At 34.8% G+C, this 16253-nt stretch carries 15 protein-coding genes; 8 read left to right on the top strand and 7 right to left on the bottom strand.

The annotated features are described in order from the left end of the window. The first annotated feature begins 94 nt into the window (after positions 1-94). The 3 genes from ACFO5O_RS03810 (at position 95) to rlmB (ending at position 5501) form a co-directional block, all read left to right on the top strand. Entirely contained in the window at positions 95-3346 is a 3252-nt protein-coding gene (locus tag ACFO5O_RS03810) for a SusC/RagA family TonB-linked outer membrane protein (protein WP_387961127.1), read from the top strand. Between the two features lie 18 nt (positions 3347-3364). Beyond that, positions 3365-4681 (top strand): SusD/RagB family nutrient-binding outer membrane lipoprotein, encoded by a 1317-nt coding sequence (locus ACFO5O_RS03805; protein ID WP_387961125.1) that lies wholly within the window; start codon positions 3365-3367, stop codon positions 4679-4681. An 85-nt stretch (positions 4682-4766) separates the two neighbouring features. Next, complete coding sequence (rlmB, locus tag ACFO5O_RS03800) at positions 4767-5501, top strand: 23S rRNA (guanosine(2251)-2'-O)-methyltransferase RlmB (protein ID WP_387961123.1); 735 nt, start codon at positions 4767-4769, stop codon at positions 5499-5501. Here the strand turns inward: rlmB and ACFO5O_RS03795 are convergent. Then, a complete protein-coding gene (locus ACFO5O_RS03795; protein ID WP_387961121.1) occupies positions 5498-6229 on the bottom strand; it encodes a rhomboid family intramembrane serine protease in 732 nt (243 codons plus the stop codon). The genes rlmB and ACFO5O_RS03795 overlap by 4 nt on opposite strands. A 90-nt stretch (positions 6230-6319) precedes the next feature. Between ACFO5O_RS03795 and ACFO5O_RS03790 the strand changes: the two genes are divergently transcribed. After that, entirely contained in the window at positions 6320-7600 is a 1281-nt protein-coding gene (locus ACFO5O_RS03790; protein WP_387961120.1) for a replication-associated recombination protein A, read from the top strand. Here the strand turns inward: ACFO5O_RS03790 and ACFO5O_RS03785 are convergent. From ACFO5O_RS03785 to radC, 4 genes are read right to left on the bottom strand one after another with little or no spacing between them, the layout of a single operon-like run. Then, positions 7597-8484: an LSm family protein gene (locus tag ACFO5O_RS03785; protein ID WP_387961118.1), complete on the bottom strand. Its 888-nt coding sequence runs from the start codon at positions 8482-8484 to the stop codon at positions 7597-7599. The genes ACFO5O_RS03790 and ACFO5O_RS03785 overlap by 4 nt on opposite strands. A 44-nt stretch (positions 8485-8528) precedes the next feature. Beyond that, a complete protein-coding gene (locus tag ACFO5O_RS03780; RefSeq protein WP_387961116.1) occupies positions 8529-9218 on the bottom strand; it encodes a YjjG family noncanonical pyrimidine nucleotidase in 690 nt (229 codons plus the stop codon). Beyond that, on the bottom strand, positions 9208-10509 hold the full coding sequence (locus tag ACFO5O_RS03775; protein ID WP_387961114.1) for a polysaccharide deacetylase family protein: 1302 nt from the start codon (positions 10507-10509) through the stop codon (positions 9208-9210). The genes ACFO5O_RS03780 and ACFO5O_RS03775 overlap by 11 nt, the downstream gene beginning before the upstream one ends. Further along, positions 10510-11208 (bottom strand): RadC family protein, encoded by a 699-nt coding sequence (gene radC, locus ACFO5O_RS03770; RefSeq protein WP_387961112.1) that lies wholly within the window; start codon positions 11206-11208, stop codon positions 10510-10512. It abuts the gene before it with no gap. Positions 11209-11259: 51 nt separating this feature from the next. On the opposite strand from radC, the gene ACFO5O_RS03765 reads away from it, so the two are divergent. Genes ACFO5O_RS03765 through ACFO5O_RS03750 form a run of 4 tightly spaced genes read left to right on the top strand, consistent with a single transcriptional unit; the run spans position 11260 to position 13525 of the window. After that, positions 11260-11709, top strand: a complete 450-nt coding sequence (locus tag ACFO5O_RS03765) for a DUF1569 domain-containing protein (RefSeq protein ID WP_387961110.1) — start codon at positions 11260-11262, stop codon at positions 11707-11709. Between the two features lie 21 nt (positions 11710-11730). Continuing rightward, positions 11731-12324, top strand: a complete 594-nt coding sequence (locus tag ACFO5O_RS03760; protein ID WP_387961109.1) for an FMN-binding negative transcriptional regulator — start codon at positions 11731-11733, stop codon at positions 12322-12324. Between the two features lie 32 nt (positions 12325-12356). Next, positions 12357-12641, top strand: a complete 285-nt coding sequence (locus ACFO5O_RS03755) for a hypothetical protein (RefSeq protein ID WP_387961108.1) — start codon at positions 12357-12359, stop codon at positions 12639-12641. Then, positions 12638-13525 (top strand): dienelactone hydrolase family protein, encoded by an 888-nt coding sequence (locus ACFO5O_RS03750; protein ID WP_387961107.1) that lies wholly within the window; start codon positions 12638-12640, stop codon positions 13523-13525. The genes ACFO5O_RS03755 and ACFO5O_RS03750 overlap by 4 nt, the downstream gene beginning before the upstream one ends. 27 nt (positions 13526-13552) lie before the next feature. On the opposite strand, the gene ACFO5O_RS03745 is transcribed toward ACFO5O_RS03750, so the two are convergent. Beyond that, positions 13553-14908 (bottom strand): UDP-N-acetylmuramate--L-alanine ligase, encoded by a 1356-nt coding sequence (locus tag ACFO5O_RS03745; protein WP_387961105.1) that lies wholly within the window; start codon positions 14906-14908, stop codon positions 13553-13555. 138 nt (positions 14909-15046) lie between these two features. Then, on the bottom strand, positions 15047-16018 hold the full coding sequence (locus ACFO5O_RS03740) for a tetratricopeptide repeat protein (RefSeq protein ID WP_387961103.1): 972 nt from the start codon (positions 16016-16018) through the stop codon (positions 15047-15049). Between the last annotated feature and the right edge of the window lie 235 nt (positions 16019-16253).

Raw genomic sequence — 16253 nt, 5'->3', positions numbered from 1 at the left:
AATTTTTAATTTTTCTAAAATTTTAAGTAAAAATTATTGTTTTATTAACTAATTATTAAGATTTTTGGCGCAGACTAATTCAAATATTTATAAAATGAAAACAAAGTTTAGTGGAATTTTAACGCTATTACTAGCGTTTGTTGTGCAAATTACTTTTGCACAAGACAAAACAATTTCAGGAACAGTGGCAGACGAATCTGGCTTACCGCTTCCTGGGGTTAATATTATTGTAAAAGGAACTACAAACGGAACACAGACAGACTTTGATGGTAAATATACCATTCAAGCAAATGCTGGCGACGTTTTGTCTTTTACGTATTTAGGCTTAAAGTCTAGAGAAGTTACCGTTGGTGCTTCTAACACTATTAATGTAACAATGGAAGAGGATGCAGCTGTGCTTCAAGAAGTCGTTGTTACGGCATTAGGACTTGAAAAGAAAAAAGATCAAGACTTAAGCTCCTCTACTACAGTAAGTACTGAAGCTATTACCAGAGCTAAAGAGTCTGGACTAATTCAGGGTCTTGCTGGTAAGACATCAGGATTAAAAATTACCAGAAATTCAGGTGATCCAGGTGCTGGAGCTTACATTCAAATTAGAGGTCAAAACTCTTTAAGTGGAAACTCTGATCCATTAATTATAATTGATGGTGTTGCAGTTTCTAACACAAGTGTTGGAGGTGGTACTGCTGGTGTTACTCAACAATCTCGTTTAAATGATATCAATTCAGATGATATTGCAAGTGTAACTGTACTTAAAGGAGTTGCAGCTGCATCTGTTTGGGGTGCAGGTGCTGCAAACGGAGTAATTGTAATTACTACAAAAAAAGGATCTGTTGGGGTTAAAAAGACTACTGTTACGGTAAAATCATCTGTTGCAATTGATCAAATTAATATCGAATTTGATAAGCAAAGTACATTTGGACAAGGTTATCCGCTTTGGTGGGAAGGTGTAGGCTCTGATTTCTCTTCTAATGGAGGAGTATGGCGTGCTAATACTGGATTTTCTTGGGGTGATCGTATTTCTGCAAGAGCAGGTGGTGACGACGCTGTTACAATTGGAAATAGAAGGTTTGAAGCTGTTTCTGGTAATATTATTTACCCAATTACTGCAAAAAACTCTAGAGAAGTTTATAATCAAACTAACAGAGACCAAGTCTTTGGAGATGGAATTACTTTAGATAATTCAGTAGGTATTTCTTTTGGCGGTGAAGCAAGTAATACTTATATGAGTTTTTCTGATTGGAATCAAGATGGAATTATTAATGGAAAGTCAAATTATAGAAGACAAACTTTACGTATTAATCATACAGCAGAATTGTCTGATCAATTTACAGCGAAATTCAATGCCAACTATTCTAAAATTAAATCAGATCGTATTCAACAAGGATCTAACTTACAAGGTTTATATTTAGGTTATTTAAGAACCTCTCCTGATTATGACAACAGAGACTACAAAGGAACTTATTACAACGCCAGCAATGTACCAACCTTAAACTCTCATAGAGGGTACAGAAGGTATCTTGGAGACGCTGCACCTGTTTATAATAACCCAGGTTGGACAATTAACGAGCAGGATAACCCTAATGCGGTTGAACGCTTTATTTTTGCTCCTGAAGTCAATTGGAAGTTAGCTGAAAATATGACCGTAATTGCTCGATATGGAATTGATTATTATACGGATCACAGAGAAACCTTTTTCCCTGTAAATTCTGCCGGTGGAGCAGCGACTGGTTCATACGCCCAAGACGAAATTCAAGAAAAAACTGAAACTGCAAACATCTTTATTCAATCACAACATGATGTCTCTGACAACTTTAATTTTGGATGGATTTTAGGAGCGGCTTTAGATAGAAACCAATATGCTAGGCTATCAGGTTCATCGAATATTTTCACCAATCCAAATGTTGATGATTTAAGAATTTTTGGTAATGCAACCGCTGCTAACGAACTACCTACTAGTTTCAAATCTGAAACTAGAAAAGCAGGAGCTTATGCTGTACTTAATGCTGAATTATTTAATCAATTTTATTTTGAAGCTTCAGGTCGACTTGAAAGATCTTCAACTTTTGAAGGAAACGTATTCTATCCTTCTGCTTCGGTGGGATGGCAATTTTCAGAAGTAATTGGCGAAAGTGATGTATTCTCATTTGGTAAATTAAGAGTTGCTTACGGTGAAATTGGTATTACACCTAATCCTTATGCTACAAGTACATTATATGGTCCTGGTGGAATTTTTGCTTCATGGGGTGATGGATTATCTGCTGCGAATTATGGAAATCCATTTACTAGAAGCAACACTTTAGGAAATCCAAACTTAAAAGAAGAAAGAGTTAAAGAATTAGAATTTGGAGCAGATTTAAGGTTCTTAAAAAATAGATTAACTCTTGGTTTAACATATTATGATAGAATCACTGAAGATGCTATTTTAAATATAGATGTACCATCATCTACAGGATTTAATGGAACTTTAGCCAATGCTGCCGAATTGACCAATAAAGGGTTTGAAGCAGACTTGTCTTATAAAATATTAGTTGGATCAGGTTTTAATTGGTCTATCAATGCTAACTTTTCTCAAAACAAAAATGAAGTTACTGATTTAAATGGTGTTCAATCTGTATTTTTAGCTGGGTTCACAGGTACTTCATCTAGAATTGTAGAAGGTCATGCCGTTGGTACTTTATGGGGTGGTAAGTTTGAAAGAAATGCATCAGGTGATCTTGTATTAGATGCAAACGGTTTCCCAACTATTGCCGCTGAAGAAGGCGTTTTAGGTGATCCAAATCCAGATTGGATTGGAGGATTAGGAACAGTTCTATCTTATAAAGGATTTACCTTATCTGCTCAATTAGAAACATCTCAAGGAAATGATCATTGGACAGGAACAGAAGGTGTATTAAAGTTTTTTGGAATACACCCAGAAACTGCGAATGAAAGTACTGCTAGTCAAAACTTACAAACCTATGACGGCAGAACTATAACTTCTGGAACTACGTTTAGAGGTAATATAGGTGACTTTGGTGCTGGACCTGTAGCTTTAGACTCTGAATGGTATACTTCTGACGGAGGTGGATTCGGAAATCAGTCTGAATCGTTCGTAAAAGATGCATCATGGACTCGTTTAAGAGAAATTTCATTGGCTTATCAATTACCGAACAAATTAGTAACTGATTTAGGATTTAGTGATATTTCCGTGACTGTTTCAGGTAGAAATTTAGCTCTATGGACAAAAATAGAAGGATTTGATCCTGATTTAAATTTAACTGGTGCAACTTTAGGAAGAGGTTTAGATTATTTTACTAATCCAGCAACTAAAACTTATGCCTTTACTTTAAATTTAACATTTTAAATAAAAGATATAATAATTATGAAAAATTTAAATAAAAAAATAATTTACATGTTTGCTCTGGTGGTTTCTTTTTCCTGTAGTGATTACACAGATGGAATTAATGAATCTCCAAACAACTTTACTGGTGCGCCTGAAAATTTACTCATTGGGCAAGCAAATTTAGAAGTAGTGAAATTAAGTGGTAGTCAGGCATCCAGAACTGCTGGAGTGTGGACTGACCAGTTTACTGGAAGTGATAGACAATACATCACTCTCAATAGTTATACAGTAACAGCTGGTGATTTTGACGACGATTGGGATGATTTATATGCGAATGGCTTGGCTCAAGCTAAAGAAGCTGAATTAAGAGCTAATGCCAATGGAAATGCTGTTTTAGAAGGGGTTTCACAAATCGTACAAGCACTTTTGCTAGGTGAAGGAGCTGCACTATGGGGTGACATTCCTGATTCACAGGCATTGGATTTTACAAATTTCCCTAACCCTAGTTATGATTCTCAAGCTCAAGTTTTAGATCATGTACAATCACTTTTGAGTTCTGGAATAACTAAAGTTGGAAGTGCAACCGTTGCTGCTGCTTATGGTTCACCTATTTACAAAAGCAATTCAGCAACTTGGGGACAGATAGCGCATTCTTTAAAAGCAAGATATTATTTAGTTGCTAAAAATTACCCAATGGCTTTAGCTGAGTCTAAACTAGGAATTAGTGCTCCAACAGGAGATTTAATATCATCTCATTCTAATACAAATGGAGCTAAAAATTTATATTTTCAATTTGTAGTGGAGCAAAGAGGTGGTTATTTAACTGCTCAAGGAAGTACTTTACTTAAACTTTTGAACGGAACTCAAGCTAGATTATTAGCTACACCAGGTGATTCAGGTCGACTAGCTAAATATTTTACTGGATCTGATTTAAATACTTCTTCTTCTGGTTATTTTGCAGTTGATGCAAGTTTCCCAATTGTATCTTATGTTGAAACAAAGCTTATTGAAGCTGAAGCTGAGCAACGTGTTAACGGTGGTAACGCTGGTTTAGCTGCATTTACAGCGGTTAGAAATCATTTAGCTACTGTTTATGGTGGACTTTTCCCTCCATCAACATCAACCGGTTCAGCATTGACTAATGAAATATTAGAAGAAAAATATATATCATTGGTTGGATCATTACAAGTGTTCCATGATATGAGAAGAACAAACAATGTGTTAGGTGTACCTGTTAAAAATTCAACAGCTCCTTCTGTTCCACAAAGATTCTTATATCCTCAAAGTGAAATTAATTCTAATTCTAATTTCCCAGGAATTTCAGATGTTTTTGTTAAAACACCCGTAAATAACTAAAAGTGTTAAGAATAATTATAAAAACCGCTACTAATTGTAGCGGTTTTTTTTATTCCTTGTAGACGTATTTTCATACCTTTACCCCATGCAAAACGACACCACTATATTTGGCATTAGAGCCATTATTGAAGCCATAAAATCTGGAGAGAATATTGACAAACTATTTCTTCAAAAAGGATTAAAAGGTGACTTGTTTTCAGAACTTGAGCAATTAATACGTCAAGAACGATTAAATGCATCCTATGTTCCTATTGAAAAGTTAAACAAGCTTTCCAATAAAAATCACCAAGGTGCCATAGCCCAAATTGCGCCCATAACATTTTACGATCTTGAAAATTTAGTCCTAGATGTTATGGAATCAGGTAAAACTCCCCTATTCCTTTTGTTAGATCAATTAAGTGATGTTAGAAATTTTGGCGCAATTATAAGAACCGCTGAATGCACCGGTGTTTCTGGAATCATCATTCAAAAAAAAGGAGGAGCTCCAGTAAATGGCGACACTGTTAAAACGAGTGCCGGTGCTATTTTTAAAATCCCAATTTGTAAAGTTGATCATATTAAAGATGCTGTTTTCTACCTACAGGCTTCTGGGATTAAAATTATTGCCGCTACCGAAAAAACGAGTGATCTACTATATGATGTTTCATTTAAGGAACCCTGCGGTATTATTATGGGATCTGAAGGTCGAGGCATAAATCCTTCTGTATTAAGTGTAGTAGATGCCAAAGCCAAATTACCTATTCTAGGCGAAATTGAATCACTAAACGTTTCTGTGGCCTGTGGGGCCTTTTTGTATGAAGCGCTTAGACAACGTCGTTAATCTTTATTTTCTTTGTAGTTATATTTAGTTTTGGTTGATTCTATTGGTGTTTCTTCAGATTCCAAATCTTTGTGCTCAATAAAATTTCCATGTTCGTCAAAATGCTTTAGAAACGGATCGTTCTCTTCATTATAGTCTGGTTCTTGCCAAACATAGCGCTCTGGTTTAGCGACTGTTTTTCTAAATATTAGTGCGAATATAAATCCTGTAATTAATCCGCCTAAATGACCTTCCCATGACATACCTTCCTTAACTGGGAACACGTACCAGATCATACTCCCATATAAAAATATGATTAACAATGATAAGGCCACTAATCTAAAGTGTTTTGCAAATATACCTTTGAAAAATATAAAACTCACCTGCACATAAATCAGACCACTGGCGCCAATGTGGTTAGCAGGTCTGCCAATAAACCAAGTAATAAGTCCTGATAGCAGAATGCCATAAATCAAAATCTTCCACGAAATCGTTCTATAAAAATAAAAGAGTGCTAACGAAAGAATGAATAAAGGAATGGTATTATGATATAAATGTTCAATATCAGAATGAATAAATGGGCTTAAAATCACACCTCTTAATCCTTCAATACTTTGAGGCACTATACCCAAGGTTTTTATAACCGGAAAAAACCGAACCTGCATCCAAAATACTACCCAAAGCAGAAGCACGAAAAACACAGGGTAGGCTATAACACCGGTTGAATATTTAAACTGCTGTTCTTTCATTAAAGCTAAATTTAGAATTTTAAATACAATTAGTTAACCAAAAATGGATTAAATGAAATATTGTCACCTAGTATTTTGTAATTTTACTTTATGAACACACCGTTAGCAGAGCGATTAAGACCAAAACAATTAAAAGATTATTTAAGCCAAACTCATTTAGTAGGAGAGCAAGGTGTTTTAACGCTGCAATTAAAACAAGGTGTTATCCCCTCTATGATTTTTTGGGGGCCACCTGGCACTGGAAAAACAACATTGGCCAATATTATTGCCAATGAATCTAACCGTCCATTTTACACCTTAAGCGCTATAAATTCTGGAGTCAAGGATATTAGAGAGGTGATTGATAAAGCCAAGCAAAGTGGTGGACTTTTTACTACAAAAAATCCAATATTATTTATTGACGAAATTCATAGATTTAGCAAGTCGCAGCAAGATTCTTTATTGCAGGCAGTTGAAAAAGGTTGGGTTACCCTAATTGGTGCAACTACCGAAAACCCTAGTTTTGAGGTGATACCTGCTTTATTATCTCGCTGTCAGGTTTATGTTTTAAATTCATTCAACAAAATAGATTTAGAAGCTTTATTAAAACGCGCAATTGAAGAAGATGAATATCTGTCTAAATTCGATATTAATTTAGAAGAAACCGAAACCCTGATTAGGCTTTCTGGTGGTGACGCCAGAAAATTATTGAATATTTTTGAACTTATTGTTACTTCTTTTAATCCAGACGATTCCATTACCATAACCAATGACATCGTTGCTACAAAAGTGCAAAATAATACTGTGCGTTATGACAAAACAGGTGAGCAACATTACGATATCATTTCGGCCTTTATAAAATCCATACGAGGAAGCGATCCAAACGCTGCAGTATATTGGTTGGCACGTATGATTGAAGGTGGTGAGGATGTTAAGTTTATTGCTAGACGCCTTTTGATTCTTGCCAGTGAAGATATTGGCAATGCTAATCCCACGGCCTTGATAATGGCCAACAACACCTTTCAGGCCGTATCTATAATTGGGCATCCTGAATCTCGAATTATTTTAAGTCAATGTACTATATATTTGGCGAGTTCACCTAAAAGTAATTCAGCTTATGAAGCAATTGGTAAAGCGCAACAATTGGTAAAGGAAACTGGCGATCTATCAGTACCGTTATCTATTAGAAATGCACCTACCAAATTAATGAAGGAATTAGGTTATGGTGACAACTACCATTACGCGCACAATTATGAACAAAATTTCGCAATGCACGAATTTCTTCCTGACTCTATAACAAATACAAAACTTTACGAGCCAGGAAATAACGCAAGGGAAAATACCCATCGCGAGTTTTTAAAACAGCGTTGGAAGGATAAATATAACTACTAAAATTTAATATTTAAAGGCTCTATGGATACCTTGCTACCATCATTTCTGGAAAGGTACCAAAGTCCATTTTCTTTATAAACAATAGCATTATCGTCTTTTACAACAAACGTATCTTTTTTTGCCGTTTCTAGTATAATCATAACGATTTTAGGTGTTAAATCTACAACCTGAAAACCATTAGCAATAGGCTGTGCATAGAGTAAGTTTGAAGCTTCCTTAACTTCTATTTTTACTTCGTTTACTTTAGGTTTTACCACTTCAGTTTTTGTTTCAATTTTAGGTTCTTCCTTTATAACCGCTACAGGAACCTCAACCTCTTTAACAGGTTCTTTTTTCTCTTCTTTTAAAGACTTTAATTCATCCTGTAATCGCTCAATTTCCTTTTCCTTTTCAGCAAGATTCTCGTTTACCACTGGCTGATTTGTTGTTGACGCAACAGCAGTATTACCAGGTTCATAGCTATAGTTTGCATGTTGAAAGGTTTCAAAAGCATCTCTCAAAGCCAAGTTATAAGCCTTATCGAATTCTTTTTCATTAGTTGCTCCAACTCTGGAAGAGGTTATTAGATTACCATTACAATCTAGAAGATCAATTCTTAATTTAGTTCTTAAAAACGCTTTTTCCTTATCAACATTAACAAACATCGCCATACATCTATTATTTTTAAGGTCTTGTGGAAAGTCTTCATTCTGTAAAAAAGCAGTAAAGCCATATTTATTGAATAAGAATTTAGTCAATGAATTGAGTTGATATCGATCCTGACCTTCAAGAAAATTGTATGACGTAGGAACAATTACATATTTAAAATTATTGATGTTTTCTTGGGCTGATAGTTTAAACTGAAGCAATAAAATTGCAAAAACTAAAAGAAGGAATTTTTTCATTTCTAAAGAATTTAATTTCAAAATATAAATATACATTAAGGATTTTAAAGGTACATTTTTATATCCAATAAATATTTTACCTGTTTAATTTTTGGTTCGATGACTTCGTTTCTAATATTAAAAAAAATGGCATCATAACCAACCTCCAGCGCACCCAATATATCAGCTTCAAAATTATCTCCAATCATAATACTCTCATTTGGAAAGGCATTGGCGGCGGTTAAAGCGTGATTAAAAATAATTGGGTTTGGTTTTTTGACTCCAGCAGTTTCAGAATTAGTAATCGTTTTGAAATATTGAGCAATATTAGATTTTGTCATTTTTTTTAATTGAACCTCCTCAAACCCATTGGTGATAATATGCAATTGATATTTTGGCAGTAAATATTCTAATAATTCTACGGTGCCATCAAATAGGTGGTTATATGACGATAAATGCTCAATGTAATCAATAGAAAGCTTATTAATTATAGAATCTTCAACATTGAAATTTAAATGATCAAAGGTGTCTTTAAGTCGTCTATAACGAAGATTGGACTTATCAATTTTTTCTTCTCGGTAAAGTTTCCAATAATTCAAATTTATGGGTTCATAAACCGCTAAAAAATCTTGTATTGCAACGCTAATATTATGTAATTCGAATATTTTTTGAAAAGTCAATGCCGAATTTTTATCAAAATCCCATAAGGTGTGATCGAGATCAAAAAATACATGTTTTATACCATTAGTTATCATAGGCAGAATCTAATACTATTGAAAATAACTCTCTAAATCCCTTCCAACGCTCATAATCGCTAAAAGTATAATTATGGAAAAGTGGTGTAAATGTACCATTAACGTTCTTTACTTGGTCTATTAGGCGTTGTAATTCTTCCTTTTTATCCAAAAACGAATGCTTTTTTAGGAGCGCAAAGTCTATACAATGAAACGACTGAATCAATAAAGGTGTTTGTATCTCATAGTCTAGATCATAAAATAAAAAAGGCGTACAAGTGCCGGCTCTAAATCCAATGTGATTGAGATAGCCCATGGTGTAGTCTTCTTTAATTTCTAGCTCAATTAAATTTCTATAACATTCTGGAAGATTGACTTTTGAAAACGAATTACGAGACGCTTCAAGTTCATAATTGATGATAGCCTCCATTTTTTTCTTCTCTTTTTTCAAAATATCAATATTTTCTAGGGCAAAAAACGAAACTTTTAATCCCACTCTACTATAATCTGCAACCGATTTAATTAAGGATACAAATTTCTTTTTATTGACATTTATGTTCTTATCATACGTTGAATAATCACCAATTAGAAAAAAGAAGATGAATTTAAATTCAGATTTCTTTTGTCTATTTATAATCCACTTAAAAGTATCATATGGGTCTCGCTTAAATCCGAACAAGACTAAATAGCGTTCATAAAAGCGCTTAAACTTTAATCTAATCAGGTCATTTAATGTACCACCCAAAGTTCTCAACAAGCCTTTCTGTTTAAAATAATAGGCCATTGGTACATCTATGATGGGCTGAATACCATATCTTTTTTTGGGAAATTGAAAGTCTGGAAACTGCTGTTCTAAAACTGATTTAAATTTATAGGCCCAAATATCTATTACAGGTTGTTGCAAAAATCCGTTTTTATAAGCTAAACTCTCTGTGGCGGTAAAGCGACCAAACTCATCTTTAACATGAGGCAAATATTCTTCAAAACGGCTCAACAAATAAAAGGAAGCCGCGAAAATATCATAAGGTAGGCTGCTTTTTTCGTTGGTTGGAAAAAAGTATTTAGTACCCTCCCACTCATGCACATGAATTTCAACATCACTCAACCCCTGTTCAAATAACAATTCATGGCATTTTATAAAAATCTCATTTCCCAAAGGCTGCCTAGTATACGACATCTTCAGGCTATCATGAGCGATGAATGCTTCTATACTAGATGTAAAATCTACAGGAATATCTAGAATACGTAAACACAGCTGTTTAAAGGTGTATTTAATTCTTGGAGTTATATTATGGGTGTAAACAAGAAGCATTTAAAGCAAGTTTTCATCGGCAAAGCTAAAGTAGGCCTTTTCGGTTACTATTAAATGATCCAACACTTTAATATCTAAATTTTGAGCTGCAGTTTTTAATTTCTGTGTCAATTGTTTATCGGCTTCACTGGGCTTTAAAGTTCCAGACGGATGATTATGGGCAAGAATTAACCCAGTAGCACCAACTTCTAAAGCTGTTTTTAATACCAACCTAACATCGACCAATGTACCCGTAATTCCACCTTTACTTAACTGTTGCTTTTGAATGACCTTATTGGAATTATTAACATAAATAATCCAGAATTCTTCGTGAGGCAGTTCTCCTATAATAGGTTGCATTAATTCAAAAACTGAAACACTGGAAGTAATTTTCTTCTTTTCTAATGCCTCCTCACCTCGCCTACGTCTTCCCAACTCCATAGCAGCTGCAATAGTAATGGCTTTAGCTTCACCAATGCCTTTAAATTGCATTAACTGCTGAACTGAAAACTTTCCGAGTTGATTTAAATTGAAATCGGCACTTGCCAAAATACGCTGACTTAAGGCCACTGCACTTTCATCTTTATTACCCGAACCTATTAAAATAGCAATTAATTCAGCATCACTTAAAGCCGTGGTACCCTTTTGTAGGAGCTTCTCTCGTGGTCGGTCGTCTTCTGACCAATTTTTAATAGAAAAAGAGGTTAATTTTTCTTGCATATGCTAAATATAAATATTGTAAATTTCACAAACAATTTTAAATGATGAGTTATGAAATCTTTGTTTATATCTGACGATTATAACGAAATCTTAAACAGAATTAATGCGTTGAATGAACATACTCAACCCCAATGGGGAAAAATGGATGTGGCTCAAATGTTGGCGCATTGCTGTGAACCTTTAAAAGTCCCTTTAGGAAAGCTTACACTTAAAAAGCCTAATAGGATTATGAGGCTATTATTTTTGCTTTTTAAGGAATCCCTTTATGACGATAAACCTTGGAAACGTAGTTTACCAACAACCAAAGAGTATAAAATTGTAGATGATAAAATGTTTACAAATGAAAAAACAAAATTGGTTGAACTTATCCATGAGTTACATTCAAAAAAAGATCAAAATTCATGGCCTCCACACCCGGTTTGTGGACAGTTTACAACCGAACAATGGGGCAAAATGCAGTACAAACATTTAGACCATCATTTAAAACAATTTGGTGTTTAACATTTTAGCTTTAAAATTCTTTTGAATTACCCTCCAAAACATCATCAAGATAACGATATCAATCACATGATAGATGTGATTAAAACTTACCCATTGGCAACAATTATCTCTGTCAAGGATAATGAACCATTGATAACCCATCTTCCTTTAATTTATCGTGAAGACGGAAAGCTCATTGGTCATATAGACATTTATAATCCACAGGCGCAGTTATTAAAAAATGACAACCCACTTACGGTGTTGTTTTACGGTCCGCAATGTTATATTTCGCCTAGTATTTACTCAACAACGCAATTACCAACTTGGAACTACATTCGGGTGCATTTAAAATGTAGGGTAAAAGCTATTGAAAGTAAGGAAGCCTTGAAAGAATCGCTTATTAAAATGACCGAATTTTTAGAAGCTCCTGACCATAAGTATGTCTTAGAACACAATAACCCTAGACTGGACAGTAACCTAAAGTATATTGAGATGTTTGAAATTACCATTGAAGATTGGGAAGGAAAATTCAAACTCTCGCAAGATAAAAAGCCAAGGGATATTGAAAATGCTCGCCAAGAACTCATACGCACTAATCAAGAAAGCATTAAACTATTTTTGGATAAAGTGTTTTAATTTTTGTTGTAAATTTATAGGAATCAATTGATATGGGATATATGGGTTTTGGAATGAATAAAGATGTTTACACTCGTAAACCTCGAAAACCTTCCAAAAAACTTCGCGAACTTTTTGAAGCAGAATTAAGAGGTAAAATTTCCAATCCAAAAAACGGAAAACAAAATTTTACAAAAGACGAAATTGAACAAGTAAAAAGGAAAATTCGTAAGAATATTAAACTTAATAAAATAAAAAATGTAACGATTTATTTTATTACAACACTCTTACTTTTTTCACTTTTTTGGATACTAATAAATAAAAACCATTTATCATGAAATCACTAAAGAAAGAAGATATCAGTCAAGAAGTATTTGACCTTTACGATGATTATGCACACAATAAAATCAACCGCCGTCAGTTTGTGGAAAAACTCTCTCTTTATGCCGTTGGCGGTATTACCGTTGGTTCCTTATTAAGTTTTGTATCTCCAAATTATGTGGATTCTATATTGGTTCAACCAGATGATGAACGATTAGTTTCGGAATATATTAATTATGAATCCCCACAAGGTGGTGGAACGATTAAAGGCTTATTATCCTACCCTAAAGATGCCAATGGTAAATTACCCGGAATTGTGGTCATCCATGAAAATCGTGGGCTGAATCCTTATATTGAAGATACCGCTCGTAGAGCTGCACTCGAAGGTTTTATCACACTTGCACCTGATGCGCTTTCGCCACTTGGAGGCTATCCTGGAAATGATGACGAAGGTAGAACAATGCAACGTGAACGCGATCGAAACGAAATGTTAGAAGACTTTATTGCTGCCTATCATCATTTACACGCACATGAGCTTTGTACAGGTAAAATAGGTGCTGTTGGGTTTTGTTTTGGGGGCTGGATTGCCAATATGATGGCCGTAAGGATTCCTACGTTGTCTGCTGCTGTACCGTTTTATGGCGGGCAACCTTCTGCCGAGGAAACCGCGCATATAAAAGCACCGATAATGTTACAATTTGCAGGTCTTGACACTCGTGTAAATGCAGGTTGGGAAGACTATGAAAAAGCACTTAAGGAACATAATATTGAACATACAGCTCATTTTTATCCGGAAGTTAATCACGGATTTCATAACAATACAACGCCTCGATTCGATAAAGAAGCTGCCGATTTGGCTTGGAGCAGAACAATTGCGTTTTTTAAGGAAAAGATGGAATAAATCTTCCTAACTTAATAAAAAGAAGGACTAATTTATCAACCCTTTAACCTCATCAAAATCCAAACCACCATAATTTCCAGAGCTCATTAATAACAATGCTGTATTATTGAGGTTTTGAGTAAACAGAAATTGTTTAAAATCATTTGGATTGGTGTAAATGATTAAATCCTCCCGCTCAAAGGCTTCGGCTATTTGTGTTTCGGTAACTTCTTCCAGTTTCTTTATTTCAACGGCATGTGGTGAGTAAAATACAACCGCAACATCTGCCGCATCCAAAGCGCCTTTATATTCCTTTAAAAATTCAGCATTTAAGCTGCTATAGGTGTGCAACTCCAAACAAGCTAACAATCGTCTATCACTGTATTGTTCCTTAACGGCTCTGGAAGTGGCTTCTACTTTGCTAGGCGAATGTGCAAAATCCTTATAAGCCACACTTGTTTTACTTTCAGCAATCTTTTCGAGGCGCTTACTGGCACCCTTAAATGTAGCAATAGCTTCATAAAAATCATCTTCGTCAATTCCCATATGTTGACAAATCCATTTGGCTCCTGCTAAATTATTCAGATTATGTTTGCCAAATACCTCAATAGGCAAAGGCCCTTCCGGGGTTTCTAAAAGCGTCTGACCAATTTCAACCGAATATTCAGGTGTGCGATAAGGCAATTTTCTGATGGTATTTTCAGAAGCTTCAACAACCCGCTTTACTTCAGGATCTTCTTCATTATAATTCATACTTCCGCCTTTAACAACACTGTCCACAAATATGCTGAACTGCTCCACATAGTTCTCATAAGTTGGAAAAACATTAATATGGTCCCAAGCAATACCGCTTAACAAGGCGATGTTTGGTTTATATAAGTGAAATTTAGGTCGTCTATCAATTGGTGAACTTAAATATTCATCACCTTCTAGCACTATAAAATCATTGTCCTCGGTCAACTTCACCATAACTTCAAAGCCCTCCAATTGCGCGCCAACCATATAGTCTACATCTTTGTCGTGATAGTGCATTACATGTAAAATCATGGACGTTATTGTGGTTTTACCATGGCTTCCACCAATTACTACACGTGTTTTAGTTTTGGATTGTTCGTATAAAAATTCGGGATAACTGAAAATTTTAAGGCCTAATTCTTGAGCTTTTAAAAGTTCTGGATTATCAGCTTTAGCATGCATTCCCAGTACAATAGCATCTAGGTTGGCATTGATTTTATTAGGAAACCAACCATAAGTTTCCGGTAGAAGGCCTTTGGCTGCCAATCTCGATTTTGAAGGATCAAATATTTCATCATCACTTCCTGTTACTTGATAACCCTTATTGTGCAAAGCAATGGCCAGATTGTGCATGGCAGCACCACCAATTGCTATAAAATGTACGTTCATAAACCTATTTTGAAGACGGTAAATATAAGGATTGCCAGTTTTTTAGCCACGAATACTAGCATGTTTTTTTATTATAACCCCTACTGTATGTTTCACTATACTTCCTTTTAAGACTACTGAATTACTATGCGCAAAATTTTACCGAAGTGCGCTAATATCTTTTCTTTCTTCGAGGAACTGCTTTGATTTTGGTAGCTCGGTGATGGCCTTATCAATGTATTCAAGGGCTCTATTTTTTTCACCTTTATGTTTATAGATCTGGGCCAAACGATAATTAGCCCAAGCTTTAGGCACGCCATCTTCTCCTGAATAATTTTTCAAATAGTGATGTAAACATTGCTCTCCTTTATTGAGCTCAATATTATATTCGGCAGCAACTTTTCCAATTTGGTAATAAAGGGCATTGCGCTTATGTTTTTGTTGGGTAGCTTCAAGATTGGCAAGAACCTTTTGAGGCTCCTTTTGCTTTTCGTAAAATGTGGTCAACTTATTGAAACAAAACAACGAGCCACCTTCATTAATCGCCATTTTATAATAATATTCTGCCTTTTTAGGCTCATTATCGTATTCATAAATGTACCCTTTTGCTAAGTAACCATCAACCTTTGAAAGTTTTTCCAACTCTTCGGCATACTTGAAGGATTTACTCTTGCTTCCACCTACTATTCCAGGTAATTGCATGTAGAGTTCAACCAATGCCCATCTTGTGTTTATATGTGTTGGATCTAATTCGGCCGCTTTTAAAAATGCTTCTTTTACATCGTCTATTATGGACAATGCCGTAAGCTTGCTTACCGTTAGGGCTTTCATACCTAACGCCCCACCATACTTGTAATGATAATTAGCGTTGTTAGGTTGAGCAGAGACTAATTTTTTGTACAGTTCTATCGCATTGTCCCATTTCTTTTGATGACCATAAGCATCACCTAATAGCTCAAGGGCCTTCAAATCTTTTGGCGAACTGGAAACATAAGTATTTAACACCAGTTCAGCTTTGGCGTATTGTTTTTGAGTAAATAACTGTTCTGCCTGAACAATTGCTGCCTGACTCCAGACACAAGCTGGAAACATAAAGAGAAGAATAAAAGCCCTCATAACATATTTTTTCATGCAATTGCAAATCTAAACGTTCTATTGGAATTGTTTTTGTGAATCCAAAATAAAGTTAATGGAGTTAACTTTAAAAATAGTTAACTTCACTTTAACAACGTAAGGATTTTATATTTAGTCTTTAAATAAAAAACTCATATAATTTTACGTAAAAAACAGTCAATCAGATTTTAAAATATAATATATGAAGCTATTAAATTCACTAATGCTACTTCTTCTTTTTGCAAATTTCTCA

It is taken from the genome of Geojedonia litorea (genome assembly GCF_042654525.1).
Lineage (GTDB): Bacteria > Bacteroidota > Bacteroidia > Flavobacteriales > Flavobacteriaceae > Geojedonia > Geojedonia litorea.
Note: the sequence above shows the minus strand (reverse complement) of the source record. Positions and strands in the feature narration are given on the sequence as shown.